Raw genomic sequence first — 19,629 nt, forward strand, 5'->3', positions numbered from 1 at the left:
ACGCGAAGCAGACAGGAGCCAATCATGAAGCACCGCATCGTCGTCCTCGGCGCCGGTTACGCCGGGGCCTTCACCGCCGGGTATCTGGCCCGCCGACTCCACGCCGACGACATCGAGATCACCGTCGTCAACGCCGCGCCCGATTTCGTCGAGCGGTTGCGCCTGCACCAGCTCGCCGCCGGGCACGCACTTCCGCACCGGCCACTGACCGAGATCTTCGCGGGCACCGGCATCCGGCTCCGCGTGGCCAGGGTGACCGGCCTCGACGTCGACCGCAGGACGGTGACGGTCAGCGACGACGACGGCACCGACCAGCTCGGTTACGACACCCTGCTCTACACGCTCGGCAGCACCGCCGCCGACCACGGCGTTCCCGGCGTCGCCGAGCACGCCTTCCATGTCGCGGAGCGGTCGTCCGCACTGCGCCTGCGGGCCCGCCTGGACGAGCTGGCCGAGGGCGGGCGGGTGCTGGTTGTCGGCGGCAACCTGACCGCGATCGAGACCGTCACCGAGATCGCCGAAGCCCATCCGGGGCTGCGCGTCAGCCTGGCCACCGGCGGTGAGCTGGGCGGCTGGCTGGGCCCGAAGGCGCGCGCGCACCTCCTGCGCGCGTTCGATCGCTTCGGCATCACGGTGCACGAGCACAGCGAGATCGAGCGGGTCGAGCGGACCGGTGCCGTCGTCGTCGACGGGACCGTCCTCGCCGCCGACGCGACCGTGTGGGCCGCCGGGTTCGCCGTTCCGCCGATCGCCGCCGCCAGTGCGCTCGCGGTGGAACCCGACGGCCGGATCACCGTCGACCGGCAGATGCGGTCGATCTCGCACCCCGAGGTGTACGTGGCCGGGGACAGCGTCTTCGTGCTCGGCGAGAACGGTCTGCCGCTGCCGATGTCGTGCGCGTCGGCGGGGTTCACCGGCTCGCAGGCGGCAGCGGCGATCATCGGGGACCTGACCGGGCGCGCGATCAAGACGACGGCGCTGTCCTATGTCGGCAACCACATCAGCCTGGGTCGCAAGGACGGGCTGTTCCAGCTGGTCGACCGCCGCGCGCGGGCCAGGGCCGGTGCCCTGCGCGGGCGACCGGCGGCGCGGGTCAAGGCGGCGATCGTGGCGACCAGCGCCTGGGCGATCAGCCGCCCGACCTTCGGGCAGCGTAACCGCCGATACCGCCTGGCCACCGCTCGCGCGGTCTCGTCCCGGGTGGTTCCCGCCTAGGGTCGTGCGCATGGACATCGCCGCTGTGGCGCACTTCGAGGCCAGCCGGAACCGGCTGGCCTCGCTGGCGTATCGCCTGCTCGGTTCGGCCGCCGACGCCGAGGACACGGTGCAGGACGCGTTCCTGCGGTGGCAGGCCGCCGACCGGGAATACGTCGAGGTGCCGGAGGCCTGGTTGACCAAGATCGTCACCAACCTGGCGATCGACCGCCTCCGTTCGGCCCAGGTCCGCCGCGAACGCGCGGTCGGCGCGTGGCTGCCCGAGCCGCTGCTCGACGGCGATCCCCTGCTCGGCCCGGCCGAGACCGCCGTGCAGCGCGAGTCGGTAACGCTGGCGGTGCTGTTGCTGATGGAGCGGCTCTCCCCGGTCGAACGGGCCGTCTACGTACTGCGCGAAGCCTTTTCGCACAGCCATGCCGAGATCGCCGGGATACTCGGCATCACCGAATCGGCGAGTCAGCAGCACGCGCACCGGGCCCGGCGCCGAATCGCCGCCGCGGGCACCGAGACCCGCACCGACGAGGTCTCCGCGCGGCGGATCGTCGAGGCGTTCGTCGCGGCCGCGACATCGGGCCGGACCGAGCGCCTGGTCGCCCTGCTGACCGACGACGCGACCGGCGTCTCCGACGGCGCGCTCGGCCTGGCCACCACGCTGATCCGGTACGCGACCCCGGCGCAGCTCGCCACGGCGGTGCGGGTCGGCTTCACGCCGACACCCGCCAAGCGCAAGCTCGTCGGCGGCTCGCCGTCGATCCACGCGGCCGTCGTCAACGGCTGCCCGGCCATGCTGTTCGCCCTCGACGATCGCGTCCTCGGCGTATCGATCCTGGCGATCCGGGACGGCAGGATCGCGAGCATCGGCAGTGTCTCCGCCCCGGCCCGGCTCGGTCGCCTCACCGAGTCGTGGCGACAGCGCGCCCACGATGCCCCGCTGGTCGAATCCTGGTGAGCCCGCGGCCTACCGATTCAACCGATGACGTCGGCGCGTGATTCCTTGTCGCCCACCGCGACACCGGCCGCGAGGGCACCGACGACCAGGCTGAACGGCGAATACACCGCCAGGTCCCAGCGGGTGAACAGGCTGCGCTTGCCCACGAATCCCGAATAGACCAGGCCCAGCGCCCCGCGCAGCAGGAGCCCACCGGCGACGGTGGCGACGGCCTCGCGGCCGGCTTCCTGAACCTCATGCCGGGACGCGGCAAGGGTCAGCCGACCGGCGCGGCCCGCAGGCCGGGCCTGCGCCCGAGGGTGATCCAGCGCAACAGCCACTCGGCGGGCCCATACCGGTACCGGCGCAACCAGATCGCGCTCACCCACAGCTGGAGCGCGAAGATCGCCAGCGCCAGCGTCATCGTCGCGGGCGGCGACAACCGGCCTGCCAGGCCGAACCCGACACCGGTGAAGAGGATCAGCCCGATCGCGGACTGGCCGAGGTAGTTGGTCAGGGCGATCCGTCCCGCCGGTGCCAGCGCCGAGCGGATCCACGTGGTGCGCGGGGCGTGCATCAGCCGCAGCAGCGTCGCGACATAGGCGGCGGCGAGCAGCGGCGCGGTGGCGACGCTCGCGGCGACGGCGAGCGTGTGCCCATTGCCCCCGCCGAAGGTGTACAGCAGGCCACCGGCCACGCCCACCGGAAAGCCGATCCACTGGATACGCCGCAGGATCGGCTCGTCGCCGCGCACCCGCGCGAGCAGTTGCCGGCGACCGGCGACCAGGCCGAGCAGGAACATCGCGAGCGCGGTCGGGCCCTGCATGGTGAGGGCCTGGAGGATCAGCAGCGGCAGGCCGTCGAGATGATGACCGATGACCTCACCCCAGCCACCCAGCATGGCCGCGGTCGAGCGCTCCGCGTTCACGCGAGCCTCCTCGGCCGACGGCAGCACGGCCGACGCGTCGAGGAACAGCCCGCTCGCCACCAGGCTCACCAGCACCACGCCGTACAGCGCGGCGGCGACCCGCAGCGCCGTCCGGTCCGCGCACCGCCGCATCCAGAACAGGACCAGGCAGGCCACCGCGTAGGTCGTCAGCACGTCACCGCCGTACAGGAACACGATGTGCAGCACGCCGAGGACGAACAGCCCCGCGATCCGGCGCAGCATGCGCGGTTCGAAGGCGGTTCCGGCGGCGGCCGCCGATTCCATCTGCAGCGTGAAGCTGTAGCCGAACAGGAACGAGAACAGCACGTAGAACTTCATGTCGACGAACACCGAGGACACCCCGCGCACGACCTCGTCGAGGGTCGAGGTGAACTGCGGGTCGACGACCAGGTTTCCCGGATACCCCGAGGCCATGAAGGTGATGTTGACGATGAAGATCCCCAGCAGCGCGAAGCCGCGCAGCGCGTCGACATCGTGCACCCGAGATCCGGGAACAACCAGCTGATCGGTCATGCGATCGCCCACTCTCGCCGAGCTCCTGAATAGTATCCATAGGATACTATCCTATGGATACTAAATGCGGCGATAGTATTCGGGAGCGGCCGCGCCGACGCCGCCGAACTCCGAGGAGGTAGTTGCCGTGACGCCCGACGAGGCGATGCCCGCCGACCTGGGCAGGCTCTGGCGACTGCCCGCCTCGGCGCGGCTCGGACGACCGGCCGAACTCGATGTCGACACGGTCGTGCGCACGGCGGTCGAGCTGGCCGACCGCGGCGGCCTGGACGAGGTGACGCTGACGAAAGTCGCGTCCACCCTCGGCTTCACGAAGATGGCGCTCTATCGCCACGTCGGCTCGAAGGACGAGTTGTTCGAGCTGATGTCCGACCTCGCGCTCGGCCCCGCGCCGGACCCGACGGCCGCGCCCGGCCGGTGGCGCGACGGCCTGCGGCAGTGGGCGCACGCCCTGCTCGCGGCCTACGCCGCGCACCCGTGGGTGCCGCAACTGCCGATCGCCGGACCGCCCCGTGGTCCCCACGCGGTCGGCTGGCTCGACGCCGCGCTGCGCCCGCTCGCCGCGACCGGGCTCGACTGGGGGACCAAGGTCGGCATCGTGATGCTGGTGAGCATGCACGTCCGGCAGGCGAGCCTGCTCACCCAGCAACTGACCGACGGCAGAGCGGGGTCGGGCCTGAGCGAGGCGCAGGTCAATCAGAATTACGGCAGCGCGCTCGCCCGCCTGGTCGACGCGCAGCGGTACCCGGAGGCGGCGCGACTGTTCGCCGCACCGCTGTTCCGGTCACCGCCCAGCACGCCGGATGACAGCGACTTCACCTTCGGTCTCGAACTCATCCTCAACGGCGTTGCCGCGGAGATCGCCGCGCCGCAAGCCGATCGCTGAGGAACTCGGTCACCTGGGTCAGCGCGGTCTTCGCCTGTGGGACCAGGCCGGGCAGGGCGATGAAGGCGTGTGGCGCGCCGGGGTGCTCGAACAGCCGGACCGGCGTACCGGATTCGCGCAGCCGCTCGGCGTAGCGGCGGCCGTGGTCGGCGATCGGGTCGACGGTCGGGACCAGGATCAGGGCCGGCGCCACGTCGTGCAGGTCGGCGTGGATCGGCGAGACGGCGCCCGCGTCCGCGCCCGCCAGCCGCTGGAAGAAACGCAGGCGCGCGACCGGCAGCATCGGGCTGTCGCCCGGGTCGGTCATCGAGGGGTAGTCGAGCATCGTGGCCGTCGGGTCGACGGCCGGGTTGACCAGGACTTGCGCCTGCACCGGGAGATCGGCGTCGCGGGCCCGGATCGCGGCCATGGCCGCGATGAGGCCCCCGCAGCTCTCCCCGGCGACGGCGACGCGAGCCGGGTCGATCCCCCAGTCGGCGGCCTCGGTCACCACGTGCCGCAGCACGTCCCACCCGTCGTCGACCGCCGCCGCCAGCGGCGTGCCGGGCGCCAGCAGCCGGTGCTCGACCGAGACGACGACGGCGGGCAGCCGGGCGGCGAGACGACTGTTGGCCCAATCGCATTGGGTCGCGGTTCCGACATAGGCACCGCCGTGGATGTGCACGACGAGCGGCAGGGCCGCCGAGGTTGTGCGCGTCGGCCGGTAGACCCGGACCGGAATCACCCGATCCGGCAGCGACACGTCCTGCCAGGTGATCGCGGCACCCCGGTCCGGGAATCCGGTGATCACCCGGGAGAACCGCGACGACGCCGTGCGATTCGCCGCGTCACGGACGGTGATCAACTCCGCCGGCGTCAGCGACTCCCACTCCGGCTCCTTGCGCAGCGCGTGCAGCAACCGCACGCGGTAGGACACCTGGGCCCTCCGGGTCGCGTCGTTCATGGTCGTTCCTCCTCGATCACACCGCGCCGAATGTCGCCGGTCTCGCGGTAGCGGACACGACACTCAGCATCGGCCGCCGACGAATCGAGGTATTGGACAAATGTTCCCGTCGCGGATCACCGGCGCGGGTCACTCCGGCGAACCGGGCGCGACCCACCCCGATGCGTCGTCAGGATCCGCTGGTGAGCAGGCACCACGCGGTCAGCAGCGGGTGGGCGGTGCACGGGCTCGGCGGAACGGGCGACGGGCCGATGGGAGCGGGGTCGGCCAGGGCGGTGCCGCCGCCGACCAGGGTCGCGGTGCCGATCACGGCGGCGACGACGATGCCACGCAGTGCGTTCATGGTGAAACCTTTGCTGTCGAGGGGTTGCCGGGTCAGAGGGCGACGCAGGCGGATCCGAGATCGATGCCGGTGCCGACATCGACGACCTGCCTGGTCTCGGGCCACGCGTCGGGCTGGACGGCGTAGATGTAGGTGATGCCCGGCTTGGACGGGGTCCAGGCCGTCTTGGCCACGCCATCGACCGGCATCGCGTCGGCGAAACCGCTGGGGCCCTGGCCTTCTTCGAAGAAGTAGACGCGCTTGGTGTTGTCGTCGACGGTCACGCTCACGTCGTAGGTGCAGGTCGTGCCGTAGCGGTGGGCGCCGAGGGTGACCGAGGGCGCGATGCCGATGCTGGTCACGGTCGCCGAGGCGGCGGGCGCGAGCACGGCGGTCACGCCCGCGACGACGCCGACCGCGACGGTCGCGGCGGCACCGCGAATCAGGATGGGTAAGTGGCCATTTCGAGCCATAGGACGATCCTCCAGCGGCTTGTTGCGATCGGATGACGGCTCAGAGTTTTGCATATTTGACTGATCGGTCGCAATAAGTGACCGGGGGTGAAAATTGCTGTAACACAATGCTCTTCGACCTCGATATCCCCACGTAGGACCATTCTTGTCCCGCTGGAACGAACGGTCTGGAATATCGTGGTGCGCGAGTCAGACGACGGTCGCGTAGGGCCGACCGGCCCACGCCACCTCGTCGACCGACAACCACGGTGCGCTCGCCAGCGCCGCGGGCGTCAGACCGGCGAAAGTCGCTGCCGCACGGCTCAGATGGGACTGGTCGACGTACCCGCTCTCGGCCGACACCAGCGCCACGCTGTCCCCGGCGGCCAGCCGGTGCGCGGCGTAGTCGAACCGCACCAGCTGCGCGGCCTGCTTCGGCGTCACCCCGAGCTGCGCCCGGAACCGCGCCCACAGCCGCTTCCGGCTCCACCCGAGCTCGTCCGCCAGCGCCGCGACCCGAATCCGGCCACGGGACAACACGATCCGGTGCCACGCGGCGGCGACCTCGGGATCCACCCGGTTGCCCGCCGCGACGCGCCTGCCGAGCTCCGCGCGCACGATCGTGAACCGCTCGTCCCACCCGGCGGCGTCGCGCATCCGCTCGCGCAGGCGCTCGGCCGCCCGGCCCCACACCTCGTCCAGCGCGACCACCGGCGTCCCCGCCATCGGCCCGAGGACCGCGTGCGCCACCACCGGCGACAACCGCACCTGCATCAGCTCCACTTCGCGTGCCCGCCCGCGCACCCGCGCGGCCCCGAGCCCGACCACCGCGCTCCCCCGCTGCCCCGCCCCGCCGCCCGCGTCGACCAGCAGGCCGTCCCCGAAATCGAGAAAGACCGTCAAGGCCGGATACGGCACCACCCGCAACTCGACGTCTGCCGGAGCCCGCCCGGCGAACCCCGCCATGCCCACCCCCGCCACCGACCACCCCGGGACCGCGACCTCCACCTCGGCCCCGGCGATCCGAACCGGCTCGACAGGCACACCGCCATGGTACGAGCGGCCCGCGACCACGGCCGCACAGCGTGACGACCGCGAGCAGGCCGGCCGAACGCTGGATGCCCGCCGCGTTCCCGGTGCACAGCAGATGGTCCGCATCCCGGGCAACGACCGCGGTGCGCCCCGAAACCGCTGCTCAGTGCCCGATGCTGAGGCATGATGAGGGGTGACCGACCCGATTCGCGATCGCACAGGAAGACGCCGATGGCCGCGCAGCTGACACTCTCGGCGCAGCGCGCTGCGCTGGAACGGGAGTGGGAGCAGTGGGTGCCCGCGGGCGGGTCCGCGCCGGGAACGGGGAGTTCGGCGGTGCGGACAGAGGTCGCGCAGTCGTGGTTGCGGTCGCTGCGGACGGTGGATCCGGGGCGCGACTGCGCGCCGGAGAGCGAGCTCGACGACATCGGGCCGCGGTGGGCGGAGTCGCCGCTGCGGGGGCCGGTCACCGAGTTGAGCGAGCAACTGCGCGGCGCCGCCGAGGCCGGATTCGTGGCCGCGGTCACCGACGCCTCGGGCACCATCCTGTGGACCGACGGTGGACCGGTCATGCGCAGGCGGGCCGAACAGGTGAACTTCGCGCCCGGCGGGCGCTGGGACGAGGCGCACATGGGCACCAACGCCCTGTCGCTCGCGCTGCGCACCGATCAGCCGCACACCGTGTTCTCCGCCGAACATCTGGTCGCGGCCCTGCACGGCTGGGTCTGCTACTGCGCGCCGATCCGGGCCGCCGACGGCACCCTGCTCGGCGTGCTCGACCTGTCGACCACCTGGAAGCGCTCGCACCCGCTGGCCATGGCGACCGTGCGCACCATGACCAGCGCCATCGAGTCGAAACTGCACGCCGCCACGCCCGCGCCCGCCGGAATGCGGCTGACCTGCCTCGGCACCGGCCGGCTGCTGCGCGACGGCACCCCGATCCGGCTGCGCCCGCGTCAGCTCGAGATCCTCACCCTGCTCGCCCTCGACGACGACGGCTACAGCCACGAACGCCTGCACTACGCCGTCTACGGCGATCGCGCGGTCGGGGCGAGCACCCTGAAATCGGAGATGTCCTACCTGCGCCGCGCCACCGGCGGCGACATCACCAGCCGCGTCTATCGCTTCACCACGGCCCTGTCCTGCGACGCCGTCGACGTCTTGCGCGCGCTGGAATCCGGCGACCTCGACACCGCCGTCCGGCTGTATCACGGTCCGCTGCTGCCGGATTCGGACACCCCGGGCATCAGCGAATGGCGCGACTACCTCGCGGTCGCCATGCGCAACGCCGTGCTGGCCAGCCCCGACGCCGACCACGCGCTGACCTACGGCGAGGCCGCCCCCGACGACATCGCCGTCCACGAACACGCGCTGGCCCTGCTGCCCCCGCGCGACGCGCGACGCGCGGTCGCCGCGGCCCGCCTACACAGCGCTCTTCGCGCCTGATCGGTCCGGCTTCAACGTTTCATCAACCCTCGCGGCGGATAGTGATGGGCGTCACGCTTCACCGGAATCAGCGAGGAGCCTCCGCACATGATCTACGCCAAGCCGGGCACCGAGGGCAGCATCGTCAGCTACGCGCCGCGGTACGACAATTTCATCGACGGCAAGTGGGTTCCGCCCGTCGAGGGCCGGTACTTCGAGAACACCTCGCCGGTGGACGGCCAGCCGTTCTGCGAGATCGCCCGCTCCACCGCCGCCGACATCGAGCTGGCGCTGGACGCCGCCCACCGGGCCGCCGACGCCTGGGGTGAGACCTCCGCGGCCGAGCGCGCCAACATCCTGAACAAGATCGCCGACCGGATCGAGGCCAACCTCGAGGCCCTCGCCGTCGCCGAGACCTGGGACAACGGCAAGCCGGTCCGCGAGACCCTGGCCGCCGACCTGCCGCTGGCGGTCGACCACTTCCGCTACTTCGCCGGTGTGCTGCGCGCGCAGGAGGGCGGGATCAGCGAGGTCGACAAGGACACCATCGCCTACCACTTCCACGAGCCGCTGGGCGTCGTCGCGCAGATCATCCCGTGGAACTTCCCGATCCTGATGGCCACCTGGAAGCTGGCGCCCGCGCTCGCGGCCGGTAACGCCGTGGTGCTCAAGCCCGCCGAGCAGACCCCGGCCTCGATCATGAAGGTGGTCGAGCTGGTCGCGGATCTGCTGCCGCCGGGTGTGCTCAACGTGGTCAACGGTTTCGGCGTCGAGGCGGGCAAGCCGCTGGCGTCGAGCCCGCGCGTGGCCAAGGTCGCCTTCACCGGTGAGACCACCACCGGCAGGCTGATCATGCAGTACGCCAGCGAGAACATCATCCCGGTGACGCTGGAGCTGGGCGGCAAGAGCCCCAACATCTTCCTGCCCGACGTCATGGCCGCCGACGACGATTTCCTGGACAAGGCGATCGAGGGTTTCGTGATGTTCGCGCTCAACCAGGGCGAGGTCTGCACCTGTCCCTCGCGCGCGCTGATCGCGTCCTCGATCTACGACGAGTTCATGGCCCGCTGCGTGGAGCGCACCAAGGCGATCGTCAGCGGTAACCCGCTCGACGAGGCCACCATGATCGGCGCGCAGGCCAGCAACGATCAGTTCGAGAAGATCCTGTCCTACATCGACATCGGCAAGAAGGAAGGCGCCGAGGTGCTCACCGGCGGCGCGGTCCGCGCGGTCGACGGGCTGGCGGACGGCTTCTACATCGAGCCGACGATCTTCAAGGGCAGCAACGACATGCGCGTGTTCCAGGAGGAGATCTTCGGCCCGGTCGTCGCGGTGACCACCTTCGACTCCACCGACGAGGCGCTGAAGATCGCCAACGACACCCTCTACGGCCTCGGCGCCGGCGTGTGGACGCGCGACATGAACACCGCCTACCGGCTCGGCCGCGGCATCAAGGCGGGCCGGGTGTGGACCAACTGCTACCACGCCTACCCGGCGCACGCGGCCTTCGGCGGCTACAAGAAGTCCGGCATCGGCCGCGAGAACCACAAGATGATGCTCGAGCACTACCAGCAGACCAAGAACCTGCTGGTCAGCTACTCGCCGCAGAAGCTCGGCTTCTTCTGATGGTGCGGCGCGTCGACCTCACCGAACAGGCGGCGACGCTGCTGCGGGAACTGACCGGGCAGCACGGCCCGGTCATGTTCCACCAATCCGGCGGTTGCTGCGACGGCAGCTCCCCGATGTGCTATCCACGCGGTGAATTCCGCGTCGGCGCCTCGGACGTGCTGCTGGGATATCTGCCGGGCGACACCCCGTTCTGGATGAGTGCCGACCAGTTCGAATACTGGAAGCACACCCATCTCACCGTCGACGTGGTGCCCGGCCGGGGCAGCGGTTTCTCGCTGGAGGCCCCCGAGGGCGTGCGGTTCCTGATCCGCTCGCGCCTGCTCACCGACGCCGAGGTGGCCGAGCTGGATTCCCAGCCACCGCCACCCACCGGTGACACCGTTCCACAGTGATGTGAAACACGCGTTGTCACATCGTTTCCGCAGGTCGGCGGCGCTCGATACGCGCCGCTGACCTGTGGGATCCACGGCCGTAACAGTCGTCAACCATTCTTCAACCCTCGACGATCACCGTTGCCGTCGCTACGCGCTTGTTTGTTGATGAGGAGCTTTCCTGTGAGTACCGACGCGATTCCCGGCACGGGCGCGGAGACGCCCGCCGACGACTATCTCGCCAAACGCACCCTGCGCTCCGGCTCGGCCGGCTGGGTGCTGCTGGCCGGTCTCGGCGTGAGCTACGTGATCTCCGGTGACTACTCCGGCTGGAACTTCGGCCTCGCCGAGGGCGGTTTCGGTGGTCTGCTGATCGCCGCGATCGTCATCGCCGCCATGTATCTGGCCATGGTGCTCGGCATGGCCGAGCTGTCCTCGGCCCTGCCCGCCGCGGGCGGCGGCTACACCTTCGCCCGGCGCGCCCTCGGCCCGTGGGGCGGATTCGCCACCGGCACGGCGGTGCTCATCGAGTACGCGATCGCGCCCGCCGCCATCGCCACCTTCATCGGCGCCTATGTGGAGTCGCTGAACCTGTTCGGGATCACCGACGGCTGGTGGGTGTATCTGGCGGTGTACGCGCTGTTCATCGGCATCCACCTGGGTGGCGCCGGTGAGGCGCTCAAGGCGATGTTCGTGATCACCGCGATCGCGCTGGTCGGCCTGGTGATCTTCGCGGTGGCGGCGCTCGGCGAGTTCGACGTGGCCAATCTGACGAATATCGCGCCCGACCCCGACGCCACCGGTTCCTCGTCCTTCCTGCCGTTCGGCTACCTGGGCATCTGGGCCGCGATCCCGTTCGCCATCTGGTTCTTCCTGGCCGTCGAGGGCGTGCCGCTGGCGGCCGAGGAGGCCACCGAGCCGGAGAAGAACGTGCCCAAGGGCATCATCGTCGCGATGCTGCTGCTGGTCGTCACCGGCGCGGTGGTGCTGGTCCTGGTGACCGGCGCGCTCGGCGCGCAGGGCGCGTCGACCTCGGGCAACCCGCTGGTGGAGGCGCTCGGTGACGGCGCGGCGGCCAAGGTGGTCAACTACATCGGCCTGGCCGGTCTGGTCGCCAGCTTCTTCTCCATTGTCTACGCCTACTCCCGGCAGACCTTCGCGCTCTCGCGGGCCGGCTACCTGCCGACCAGCCTGTCGGTCACCAACTCCCGCAAGGCGCCGGTGCTCGCGCTGATCGTGCCCGGCCTGATCGGCTTCGCCCTCTCGCTCACCGGCGAGGGCGCGATGCTGCTGAACATGGCCGTGTTCGGCGCCGCGGTGAGCTACGTGCTGATGATGGTGAGCCACATCGTGCTGCGGGTCCGCGAGCCGAACATGCCGCGCCCCTACCGCACCCCCGGCGGCATCGCGACCACCGCGTTCGCGCTGGTCATCGCGGCGGCCTCGGTGGCGGCGACCTTCCTGGTCGACCCGAAGGCGGCGCTGTTCACCCTCGGTGTGTTCTGCGCCTTCATGGCCTACTTCGGCCTCTACAGTCGCAAACACCTGGTCGCCAAGTCCCCCGACGAGGAATTCGCGGCACTGGCCGAGGCCGAACAAGAACTCGAGTAACCCGTACCACTAACCCGCGAAAGGAGGCGGCACCCGATGACCGTGTACCGCAGCTCTGTCGGCGTCACGACCTACACGTTCGACGGCCTGGTCGATCTCCTCGCCAAGGCGACCCCCGAACGCAGCGGCGACCAGCTGGCCGGTTGCGCCGCCGCGACCGACGCCGAACGCGCGGCCGCGCAGTGGGCCCTGGCCGACGTGCCGCTGACCACCTTCCTCGACGAGGTGGTCGTGGCGTACGAGACCGACGAGGTCACCCGGCTGATCATCGACAGCCACGACCGGACCGCGTTCGGCCCCGTCGCGCACCTCACCGTCGGTGGACTGCGCGACTGGCTGCTCGCGGTCGCCGCCACCGACGACGCGGCGGCCACCCTGGCCGCGGTCGCGCCGGGACTGACGCCGGAGATGGTGGCGGCGGTCAGCAAGATCATGCGCAATCAGGATCTGATCGCCGTCGCCAAGGCGACCGTGGTGACCGCGGGCTTCCGCACCACCATCGGCCTGCCGGGGCGGCTGAGCACCCGCCTGCAACCCAATCATCCGACCGACGACCCGCGCGGGATCGCCGCCGCCACCCTCGACGGGCTCCTGCTCGGCTGCGGCGACGCGGTGATCGGCATCAACCCGGCCACCGACTCACCCCAGGCCACCGCCGATCTGCTGCACCTGCTCGACGAGGTCCGGCTGCGCTTCGACATCCCGACCCAGTCGTGCGTGCTCTCCCACGTCACCACGACCATCGGCCTGATCGAGGCCGGTGCGCCGGTGGACCTGGTGTTCCAGTCGGTGGCGGGCACCGAGGGCGCCAATGCCGGTTTCGGCGTGAACCTGGCGCTGCTGCGCGAGGGCAACGAGGCCGGGCGCTCGCTCGGGCGCGGCACCGTCGGCGACAACGTGATGTATCTGGAGACCGGACAGGGGTCGGCGCTGAGCGCGAACGCCCATCTGGGCGTGGGTGATCGGCCGGTGGACCAGCAGACCCTGGAGGCGCGCGCCTACGCCGTCGCCAGGGAGCTGCGGCCGCTGCTGGTGAACACCGTCGTCGGGTTCATCGGGCCCGAGTACCTCTACGACGGCAAACAGATCATCCGGGCCGGGCTCGAGGACCACTTCTGCGGCAAGCTGCTCGGCCTGCCGATGGGCGTCGACGTCTGCTACACCAACCACGCCGAGGCCGACCAGGACGACATGGACACCCTGCTCACCCTGCTGGGCGCGGCCGGTTGCGCCTTCGTCATCGCGGTGCCGGGCGCCGACGACGTGATGCTCGGCTACCAGAGCCTGAGCTTCCACGACGCGCTCTACGCGCGGCAGGTGCTGAACCTGCGCCCCGCACCGGAATTCGAGGCGTGGCTGTCCGGGCTCGGCATGCTCGACGCCAACGGCCGGATCCGTCAGGTGGCGCCGCTGTCGTCACCGCTGCGCGCCCTGGCGGCGAACCGATGAAACCCACTGCGACGAAACCAGTTCTGCGCATCGTGCGATCGAACACCGAGCCGAGAGGACACGTCGTGGGCGAGCCGACACCGGACGAACGGGCCGAAGCCGCGGTGGCCCAGGAGTTCTGGCGCGATCTGCGGCGCAACACCCAGGCCAGGATCGGGCTCGGCCGCACCGGCGACGCCCTGCCCACCACCGAGGTCCTGACCCTGCGGGCCGCGCACGCCGCCGCCCGCGACGCGGTGCACGTCCCGCTCGACGTGGACATCTTCACCGAGCAGATCGCGAGCATGGGCCTCGGCGACCCGGTGACCGTAACCAGCAAGGCCGCCGACCGCTCGGAATACCTGCGCCGCCCCGACCTGGGCAGGCTGCCCGCCGACCTGTCCGGTATCGACAACCACGGTGCCGATATCGGTTTCGTGCTCGCCGACGGACTGTCCCCGCGCGCGCTCACCGACCATGGCGCGGGCCTGCTGGCCGCGCTGGCCGACGAACTCGCCGACCGCTACACCCTGGCCCCGCCGGTGATCGCCACCCAGGCGCGCGTCGCCCTCGGCGACCACATCGCCGAGGCCATGGGCGTGCGGACGGTGCTGGTGATCATCGGGGAACGCCCCGGCCTCTCGGTCGCCGACAGCCTGGGCATCTACCTCACCCATGCCCCGCGACCCGGCCGCGCCGACGCCGAACGCAACTGCATCTCCAACATCCATCCGCCCGACGGCCTCACCTACGCCGACGCCGCCCGCGTCGTGGCGGGCCTGGTGGCGGGCGCGCGCGAGCTCGGCCGCTCGGGCGTCGACCTCAAGGACACCTCGCGGACCGGCGCGCTCACCGCCTCCGACCCGCTGACCATCGACGGCGCTTGACTCTCCCCACGCGGGAGAGTCCACGCTGGGTGCCATGAAACTGGACCTGGCCAAGACCGACCGCCCCTACTACACCGCCCCGGCCGACCCTGTCCTGCGCACCTTCCCGACCTACTCCTACCTCACCGCGCCCGGCCGGGGCGCCCCCGGCGGAGCCGCCTACAGCGCGGCCGTCGAATCGCTGTACCGCGCCGCCTACGGCGCGAAGAAACAGGCCAAGGCCGCTGGCGCCGATTTCGTCGTGCCCAAGCTCGAGGGCCTGTGGTGGGTGGAATCGGACCTGCCGCCGCTCACCGTGCCCCGCGACGAATGGCACTGGAAGCTGCTGATCCGGATGCCCGAGACGGTCACCGCGGACATGGTCGACGGTGTCGGATTCGAGCAGCTCACCGAGGGTGAGGCGATCCAGGTGCTGCACGTGGGACCATTCGCCGACGAGCCCACGACGCTGGCGCGGATGGACGCGTACATGGCCGAGCACGGCCTGACGATGAACGGCCTGCACCACGAGATCTACCTGTCCGACCTGCGCCGTACCGCGCCGGAAGCGACACGGACGATCCTGCGCCACCCGGTTCGGCGAGAGCGGGAGCCGATCGCTCCCTAGAGTGATCTCCATGATCCGCACCGCCGCCCTCGCCCATGTCCGCGACCGCAGGCTGATCCAGACGCGCCCGGAGGGCAAGGACGTCTTCTACATGGCGGGCGGCAAGATCGATCCGGGCGAAACCCCGTTAGAGGCGCTACATCGCGAAATCGAGGAAGAACTCGGCGTCGGGCTGTCCGGCGTCGCCGAACTCGGCATCTTCGAGGCCGAGGCCTTCGGCCACGGCCGCAACACCGGCCTGCACATGACCTGTTTCCTCGCCGACTTCACCGGCGAACCCCACGCCACCGGCGAGATCGCCGAATTCCGCTACTTCACCGTCAGCGAATACGCCGCCATGGACCACGTGGCCCCCGGCTCCATGATGGTCTTCCGCCGCCTCCACGAACTCGACCTCATCGATTGGTGACCACCCGTTTCGGCGAAACGTTGTGTCCCGGTGCGACGATCACACTCTCGTGACGGGGACAGAGATATTAGGCAGCACCGAATTGTCCGCGGCCGAGCGCAGGGCCGCCCTGCGCAGGCTCGTGGTCATCTTCGGGTTGATGAACAAGATGATCGAGCTCAGCGCGACCGGCGCGCCACGGCAGCTGGCCGAGCACGCGGCCGCCGCCAGGGATCTGGTCGGCGAGCTGGTGACCGATATCGCGCAGCTGCCCTAGCTCAGTCGGTTTTCGGGGCCTTCGGAGCGCCGTCGCCGGTTTCCGGCTCGATGGCGCCCGGTTCCGTGCCCTCGTCGGCCTTCTGGTCCGGTTCCGGGTGCTCGGGCTCGAACGTCTCGGGCAGGCCCTTGAGGTGCTTGTTCATCGAGCGCACGAGCAGCACGGTGCCCGCCAGCAGGATCAGGATGACCAGCAGGCCGAGCGGCGACGCCTTGCCGAACTCGGGTCCGGTCGGGGTGTTCTGAGCGAGGTAGACCAACATCACCGGTCGGCATCCTCGATGCCGGCGAACAGGTCGGTCTCCGGGATGGCGGTGCTCACCCTCGTCTTGGCCAATTCGAACTCCTCGGTCGGCCAGAGCCGCTGCTGCATCTCCAACGGGATCGCGAAGAACGCCCCGTTCGGATCGATCTGGGTCGCGTGCGCGCGCAGGGCGTCGTCACGCTGGGGGAAATATTTGGAGCATTCGATCTGGGTGGTGACCCGGCCCCAGGAATCGCCGCGCTTGAACTGCTTCATCCGGTCCAGCCACTCCTGTAGCGGGAACGGTTCGCCGATGCGCTCGTACTCCTCGGCGAAGGCCTCCAGGCGCTTCATGCTGAAGCCGTGGTCGTAGTAGAGCTTGAGCGGCGTCCACGGTGCGCCCGCCGCGGGGAACTTCGCCGGATCGCCCGCCGCCTCGTACGCGGCCATCGACACCTCGTGGCACCGGATGTGATCCGGATGCGGGTAGCCGCCGTTCTCGTCGTAGGTGGTGATCACGTGCGGCTGGAACTCGCGCACGACGCGCACCAGCGCCTCGGTCGACTCCTCGAGCGGCACCAGCGCGAAGCAGCCCTCGGGCAGCGGCGGCAGCGGGTCGCCCTCGGGCAGGCCGGAGTCGACGAAGCCGAGCCAGTGCTGGCGCACACCGAGCGCGTGCGCGGCCGCGGCCATCTCCTCGCGCCGGACCTCCTCGATCCGGTCCAGGACACCCGGGGTGTCCATCGCGGGGTTGAGGATGCTGCCGCGCTCGCCACCGGTCAACGTCACGACCAGGACGTCCACGCCCTCGGCCGCGTACCTGGCCATGGTCGCGGCGCCCTTGCTCGATTCGTCGTCGGGGTGTGCGTGCACCGCCATGAGGCGAAGGCCACTCACGTCTCGTTCACCATCGCTCTCGCTCGCGGGTGTCAGAACTTCGTTCCCTATAGTTCCATCCGACCCCCCGTTTGTTCCGACCACCCCCGGGAGCGAGAAACCGATGACCGAGCCCGCACCGGACTCCGCGGCGACCTCGGCCGCCGCCGCAGCCCGACACGCCGACCGTTACGGCACCAAACCACCGGCGCGTCGGACATGGCCGCTGGTCGTGCTCGGGATCGGCGTGCTGGTCGCCGGGGTCGGCGTCGCGTTTCTGGGGTTCCAGAAGTACGGCCCGAAGGCGATCGAGACCGAGCAGCTCGGATACGTGGTCGTCGACGACTCGACGCTGACCGTGCGGATGAAGGTCACCCGGGACAACCCGGAGCAGGCCGTCGTCTGCTTCGTGCGGGCCATGGACCGCGACAGCGCCGAGGTCGGCAGGCGTGAGGTGCTCGTCCCCGGATCCGACTCCACCAGCGTCCAGGTGACCACCACGGTCAAGTCCTCCGCGCGTCCGTCGGCGGGCGACATCTACGGCTGCACCGAGCAAGTACCGGGCTATCTGCGCGTGGAATAGCAGCCTCGCCTAGCCTGACCTGCATATTTATGAGACATGCTAAAATGGCCTGATACACGGTTCCGGGGCTCGGAGCCGTGTTTGCTGCATTGGCGGCCAGCGGTGCTGTTTCCGGGTTACGGGTTCACCCCCCAGGATCGCTCCAGCCGTCGGGCTGGTGCATGCCCTCCTCCGGAGGGTGTCGCGCTGGTTTCAGGGAATCCCGGTGCGCCGGGAACAACTACTAGGGAGTGATCGAGATGACCGAGAATGTGACCTGGCTTACCCAGGAGTCGCACGACAGGCTCAAGGGCGAGCTGGACTCGCTCATTGCCAATCGTCCGGTCATTGCCGCCGAGATCAACGAGCGCCGCGAAGAGGGCGATCTCAAGGAGAACGGCGGCTACCACGCCGCGCGTGAGGAGCAGGGCCAGCAGGAGGCGCGAATCCGCCAGCTGCAGGAACTGTTGAACAACGCCAAGGTCGGCGTCGCCCCCACCAAGTCCGGTGTGGCTCTGCCGGGTTCGGTCGTCACCGTGTACTACGACGGCGACTCCGACGACACCGAGACCTTCCTGATCGCGACCCGCGAAGAGGGCCTCGGCGCCACCAACCTGGAGACCTACTCGCCGAACTCCCCGCTGGGCGGCGCGCTGATCGACGCCAAGGTGGGCGAGACCCGCGAGTACACGCTGCCCAACGGCAACACCATGAAGGTGACGCTGGTCAGCGCCGAGCCGTACCACGGCTGATCCTGGCCTGACCGAGCCCGCACCGACCGAACCCGAACGCGAACGGCCGCATCCGAACATCGGATGCGGCCGTTTCGTCATCTGGGGGTCCCGGTCAGCTCAGTGCCTGCTCGACATCGGCGAGTAGATCGCTGATGTCCTCGATACCGACCGAGAGCCGCACCAGGTCGGCGGGGACCTCCAGCGCCGAGCCCTCGGTGCTGGCGTGGGTCATCGCGCCCGGGTGCTCGATGAGCGACTCGATGCCGCCCAGCGACTCGGCCAGGGTGAAGATCTCGGTGCGCGAGCAGAACTTCAGCGCCGCCTCGCGGCCGCCGGCCAGCCGCACCGAGATCATGCCGCCGCTGCGGCGCATCTGCTTCTGCGCGATCTCGTAACCGGGGTGGGTCGGCAGGCCGGGGTAGATCACCTGCGAGATGGCCGGGTGGTTGGTCAGGAACTCCGCGATCACCTCGGCGTTGTCGCAGTGCTTCTCCATCCGCACGGCCAGCGTCTTGATGCCGCGCAGGGTGAGGAAGGCGTCGAACGGGCCGGGCACGGCACCCGCGCCGTTCTGCAGGAAGGCGAACGCGGTGTCGAGTTCCTTGCTGTTGGTGATCAGCGCGCCGCCGACGACGTCGGAGTGGCCGCCCAGGTACTTGGTGGTCGAGTGCACGACGATGTCGGCGCCGAGCAGCAGCGGCTGCTGCAGGTACGGGGTGGCGAAGGTGTTGTCGACGACCAGCTTGGCGTCGGCCTCGTGCGCGATATCAGCCAGCGCGGGAATGTCACCGATGCTCAGCAGCGGGTTGGTCGGCGTCTCGATCCACACCAGCTTGGTGTTCGGGCGGATGGCCGCGCGCACCTCGTCGAGGTTCGCGATGTGGGCGGGCGAGTGCTCGATGCCCCACTGGCTGAAGACCTTGTCGATGAGCCGGAAGGTGCCGCCGTAGGCGTCGTCGGGGATCACGATGTGATCGCCGGGGCGCAGCGTGGCGCGCAGCGCGCAGTCGGTGGCCGCCATGCCGGAGGCGAAGGCCCGCGCGAAGCTGCCCGATTCGAGGGCGGCGAGGTTGCCTTCCAGCGCGGTGCGCGTCGGATTGCCGGTGCGCGCGTATTCGTAGCCGCCGCGCATGCCGCCGACGCCGTCCTGGGCGAAGGTGGAGCTCGCGTAGATGGGCACGTTGACCGCACCGGTCTGAGGATCGGGTTCATATCCGGCGTGGATGGCCCTGGTCGAGAATCCCAGCTCACTCATGGCCCCAGACTAGTTGGCCGGTTTCGGGGCCGTGCGCAGGGGTATTCGCGGTGTACCAAGTGCCGGATTCGCCGATGACCGTGCGGCTACGCTGGC

23 protein-coding genes are annotated in these 19,629 nt (G+C 70.1%); 14 read left to right on the plus strand and 9 right to left on the minus strand.

The window, feature by feature from the left end:
- The first annotated feature begins 24 nt into the window (after positions 1 to 24).
- Both AB0L91_RS06970 and AB0L91_RS06975 read left to right on the plus strand, forming a co-directional pair.
- Positions 25 to 1,215, plus strand: a complete 1,191-nt coding sequence (locus AB0L91_RS06970) for an FAD-dependent oxidoreductase (protein ID WP_365007834.1) — start codon at positions 25 to 27, stop codon at positions 1,213 to 1,215.
- A 10-nt stretch (positions 1,216 to 1,225) separates the two neighbouring features.
- The gene (locus tag AB0L91_RS06975; RefSeq protein ID WP_365007837.1) at positions 1,226 to 2,164 is read left to right on the plus strand and encodes a sigma-70 family RNA polymerase sigma factor; all 939 of its coding nucleotides are present in this window, start codon (positions 1,226 to 1,228) and stop codon (positions 2,162 to 2,164) included.
- Positions 2,165 to 2,181: 17 nt separating this feature from the next.
- On the opposite strand, the gene AB0L91_RS06980 is transcribed toward AB0L91_RS06975, so the two are convergent.
- Both AB0L91_RS06980 and AB0L91_RS06985 read right to left on the minus strand, forming a co-directional pair.
- Complete coding sequence (locus tag AB0L91_RS06980) at positions 2,182 to 2,484, minus strand: hypothetical protein (protein ID WP_365011348.1); 303 nt, start codon at positions 2,482 to 2,484, stop codon at positions 2,182 to 2,184.
- Positions 2,421 to 3,605 (minus strand): DUF418 domain-containing protein, encoded by a 1,185-nt coding sequence (locus tag AB0L91_RS06985; protein ID WP_365007838.1) that lies wholly within the window; start codon positions 3,603 to 3,605, stop codon positions 2,421 to 2,423. The genes AB0L91_RS06980 and AB0L91_RS06985 overlap by 64 nt, the downstream gene beginning before the upstream one ends.
- A gap of 127 nt (positions 3,606 to 3,732) precedes the next feature.
- Here AB0L91_RS06985 and AB0L91_RS06990 point away from each other — a divergent pair, with 127 nt between their 5' ends.
- On the plus strand, positions 3,733 to 4,491 hold the full coding sequence (locus AB0L91_RS06990; protein WP_365007841.1) for a TetR/AcrR family transcriptional regulator: 759 nt from the start codon (positions 3,733 to 3,735) through the stop codon (positions 4,489 to 4,491).
- On the opposite strand, the gene AB0L91_RS06995 is transcribed toward AB0L91_RS06990, so the two are convergent.
- The 4 genes from AB0L91_RS06995 to AB0L91_RS07010 all read right to left on the minus strand — a co-directional run bounded on the left by AB0L91_RS06995 (position 4,445) and on the right by AB0L91_RS07010 (position 7,252).
- The gene (locus AB0L91_RS06995; protein ID WP_365007843.1) at positions 4,445 to 5,434 is read right to left on the minus strand and encodes an alpha/beta hydrolase; all 990 of its coding nucleotides are present in this window, start codon (positions 5,432 to 5,434) and stop codon (positions 4,445 to 4,447) included. The genes AB0L91_RS06990 and AB0L91_RS06995 overlap by 47 nt on opposite strands.
- Positions 5,435 to 5,603: 169 nt before the next feature.
- Positions 5,604 to 5,777 (minus strand): hypothetical protein, encoded by a 174-nt coding sequence (locus tag AB0L91_RS07000; protein WP_365007845.1) that lies wholly within the window; start codon positions 5,775 to 5,777, stop codon positions 5,604 to 5,606.
- 32 nt (positions 5,778 to 5,809) lie between these two features.
- Entirely contained in the window at positions 5,810 to 6,229 is a 420-nt protein-coding gene (locus AB0L91_RS07005) for a hypothetical protein (protein WP_365007847.1), read from the minus strand.
- A gap of 189 nt (positions 6,230 to 6,418) precedes the next feature.
- Positions 6,419 to 7,252 (minus strand): helix-turn-helix domain-containing protein, encoded by an 834-nt coding sequence (locus tag AB0L91_RS07010; RefSeq protein WP_365007850.1) that lies wholly within the window; start codon positions 7,250 to 7,252, stop codon positions 6,419 to 6,421.
- A 219-nt stretch (positions 7,253 to 7,471) separates the two neighbouring features.
- Here AB0L91_RS07010 and AB0L91_RS07015 point away from each other — a divergent pair, with 219 nt between their 5' ends.
- The 9 genes from AB0L91_RS07015 (at position 7,472) to AB0L91_RS07055 (ending at position 15,863) form a co-directional block, all read left to right on the plus strand.
- Positions 7,472 to 8,686: a transcriptional regulator gene (locus AB0L91_RS07015; RefSeq protein ID WP_365007853.1), complete on the plus strand. Its 1,215-nt coding sequence runs from the start codon at positions 7,472 to 7,474 to the stop codon at positions 8,684 to 8,686.
- 87 nt (positions 8,687 to 8,773) lie between these two features.
- A complete protein-coding gene (gene adh, locus AB0L91_RS07020; RefSeq protein WP_357342999.1) occupies positions 8,774 to 10,291 on the plus strand; it encodes an aldehyde dehydrogenase in 1,518 nt (505 codons plus the stop codon).
- The gene (locus tag AB0L91_RS07025; RefSeq protein ID WP_365007857.1) at positions 10,291 to 10,686 is read left to right on the plus strand and encodes a DUF779 domain-containing protein; all 396 of its coding nucleotides are present in this window, start codon (positions 10,291 to 10,293) and stop codon (positions 10,684 to 10,686) included. The genes adh and AB0L91_RS07025 overlap by 1 nt, the downstream gene beginning before the upstream one ends.
- Before the next feature lie 147 nt (positions 10,687 to 10,833).
- Positions 10,834 to 12,276, plus strand: a complete 1,443-nt coding sequence (eat, locus tag AB0L91_RS07030) for an ethanolamine permease (protein WP_365007859.1) — start codon at positions 10,834 to 10,836, stop codon at positions 12,274 to 12,276.
- A gap of 36 nt (positions 12,277 to 12,312) precedes the next feature.
- On the plus strand, positions 12,313 to 13,725 hold the full coding sequence (locus AB0L91_RS07035; RefSeq protein WP_365007861.1) for an ethanolamine ammonia-lyase subunit EutB: 1,413 nt from the start codon (positions 12,313 to 12,315) through the stop codon (positions 13,723 to 13,725).
- Positions 13,726 to 13,829: 104 nt separating this feature from the next.
- Positions 13,830 to 14,591, plus strand: coding sequence for an ethanolamine ammonia-lyase subunit EutC (gene eutC / locus AB0L91_RS07040; protein ID WP_365011207.1), 762 nt, complete (start codon positions 13,830 to 13,832; stop codon positions 14,589 to 14,591).
- A 34-nt stretch (positions 14,592 to 14,625) separates the two neighbouring features.
- Positions 14,626 to 15,198 carry a GyrI-like domain-containing protein gene (locus AB0L91_RS07045; protein WP_365007864.1) on the plus strand — a complete coding sequence of 191 codons (573 nt, stop codon included), beginning with the start codon at positions 14,626 to 14,628 and terminating at the stop codon, positions 15,196 to 15,198.
- A 10-nt stretch (positions 15,199 to 15,208) separates the two neighbouring features.
- Positions 15,209 to 15,607 (plus strand): NUDIX domain-containing protein, encoded by a 399-nt coding sequence (locus AB0L91_RS07050; protein ID WP_355273161.1) that lies wholly within the window; start codon positions 15,209 to 15,211, stop codon positions 15,605 to 15,607.
- A gap of 82 nt (positions 15,608 to 15,689) precedes the next feature.
- Positions 15,690 to 15,863, plus strand: a complete 174-nt coding sequence (locus tag AB0L91_RS07055) for a hypothetical protein (RefSeq protein ID WP_355273166.1) — start codon at positions 15,690 to 15,692, stop codon at positions 15,861 to 15,863.
- 1 nt (position 15,864) lies between these two features.
- Here AB0L91_RS07055 and AB0L91_RS07060 read toward each other — a convergent pair whose 3' ends face one another.
- Complete coding sequence (locus AB0L91_RS07060; protein WP_365011209.1) at positions 15,865 to 16,125, minus strand: hypothetical protein; 261 nt, start codon at positions 16,123 to 16,125, stop codon at positions 15,865 to 15,867.
- Entirely contained in the window at positions 16,125 to 16,985 is an 861-nt protein-coding gene (gene mca / locus AB0L91_RS07065; protein WP_355273168.1) for a mycothiol conjugate amidase Mca, read from the minus strand. The genes AB0L91_RS07060 and mca overlap by 1 nt, the downstream gene beginning before the upstream one ends.
- A 121-nt stretch (positions 16,986 to 17,106) precedes the next feature.
- Between mca and AB0L91_RS07070 the strand changes: the two genes are divergently transcribed.
- Entirely contained in the window at positions 17,107 to 17,565 is a 459-nt protein-coding gene (locus AB0L91_RS07070; protein ID WP_365007868.1) for a DUF4307 domain-containing protein, read from the plus strand.
- A 239-nt stretch (positions 17,566 to 17,804) separates the two neighbouring features.
- Positions 17,805 to 18,296, plus strand: coding sequence for a transcription elongation factor GreA (greA, locus tag AB0L91_RS07075; RefSeq protein ID WP_110036717.1), 492 nt, complete (start codon positions 17,805 to 17,807; stop codon positions 18,294 to 18,296).
- A 94-nt stretch (positions 18,297 to 18,390) separates the two neighbouring features.
- Here the strand turns inward: greA and AB0L91_RS07080 are convergent, their stop codons facing one another.
- Positions 18,391 to 19,533, minus strand: coding sequence for a cystathionine gamma-synthase (locus AB0L91_RS07080; protein ID WP_355273174.1), 1,143 nt, complete (start codon positions 19,531 to 19,533; stop codon positions 18,391 to 18,393).
- Between the last annotated feature and the right edge of the window lie 96 nt (positions 19,534 to 19,629).

It is taken from the genome of Nocardia sp. NPDC051833 (assembly GCF_040681225.1).
In the GTDB taxonomy this organism is placed as follows: Bacteria; Actinomycetota; Actinomycetes; order Mycobacteriales; family Mycobacteriaceae; genus Nocardia.

Coding starts and splice junctions, on each gene's coding strand:
- AB0L91_RS06970 (WP_365007834.1), top strand. CDS start 25: ATGAAGCACCGCATCGTCGTCCTCGGCGCCGGTTACGCCGGGGCCTTC.
- AB0L91_RS06975 (WP_365007837.1), top strand. CDS start 1,226: ATGGACATCGCCGCTGTGGCGCACTTCGAGGCCAGCCGGAACCGGCTG.
- AB0L91_RS06985 (WP_365007838.1), bottom strand. CDS start 3,605: ATGACCGATCAGCTGGTTGTTCCCGGATCTCGGGTGCACGATGTCGAC.
- AB0L91_RS06995 (WP_365007843.1), bottom strand. CDS start 5,434: ATGAACGACGCGACCCGGAGGGCCCAGGTGTCCTACCGCGTGCGGTTG.
- AB0L91_RS07000 (WP_365007845.1), bottom strand. CDS start 5,777: ATGAACGCACTGCGTGGCATCGTCGTCGCCGCCGTGATCGGCACCGCG.
- AB0L91_RS07005 (WP_365007847.1), bottom strand. CDS start 6,229: ATGGCTCGAAATGGCCACTTACCCATCCTGATTCGCGGTGCCGCCGCG.
- AB0L91_RS07015 (WP_365007853.1), top strand. CDS start 7,472: ATGGCCGCGCAGCTGACACTCTCGGCGCAGCGCGCTGCGCTGGAACGG.
- adh (WP_357342999.1), top strand. CDS start 8,774: ATGATCTACGCCAAGCCGGGCACCGAGGGCAGCATCGTCAGCTACGCG.
- AB0L91_RS07025 (WP_365007857.1), top strand. CDS start 10,291: ATGGTGCGGCGCGTCGACCTCACCGAACAGGCGGCGACGCTGCTGCGG.
- eat (WP_365007859.1), top strand. CDS start 10,834: ATGAGGAGCTTTCCTGTGAGTACCGACGCGATTCCCGGCACGGGCGCG.
- AB0L91_RS07035 (WP_365007861.1), top strand. CDS start 12,313: ATGACCGTGTACCGCAGCTCTGTCGGCGTCACGACCTACACGTTCGAC.
- AB0L91_RS07045 (WP_365007864.1), top strand. CDS start 14,626: ATGAAACTGGACCTGGCCAAGACCGACCGCCCCTACTACACCGCCCCG.
- AB0L91_RS07050 (WP_355273161.1), top strand. CDS start 15,209: ATGATCCGCACCGCCGCCCTCGCCCATGTCCGCGACCGCAGGCTGATC.
- AB0L91_RS07060 (WP_365011209.1), bottom strand. CDS start 16,125: ATGTTGGTCTACCTCGCTCAGAACACCCCGACCGGACCCGAGTTCGGC.
- mca (WP_355273168.1), bottom strand. CDS start 16,985: ATGGCGGTGCACGCACACCCCGACGACGAATCGAGCAAGGGCGCCGCG.
- AB0L91_RS07070 (WP_365007868.1), top strand. CDS start 17,107: ATGACCGAGCCCGCACCGGACTCCGCGGCGACCTCGGCCGCCGCCGCA.
- greA (WP_110036717.1), top strand. CDS start 17,805: ATGACCGAGAATGTGACCTGGCTTACCCAGGAGTCGCACGACAGGCTC.
- AB0L91_RS07080 (WP_355273174.1), bottom strand. CDS start 19,533: ATGAGTGAGCTGGGATTCTCGACCAGGGCCATCCACGCCGGATATGAA.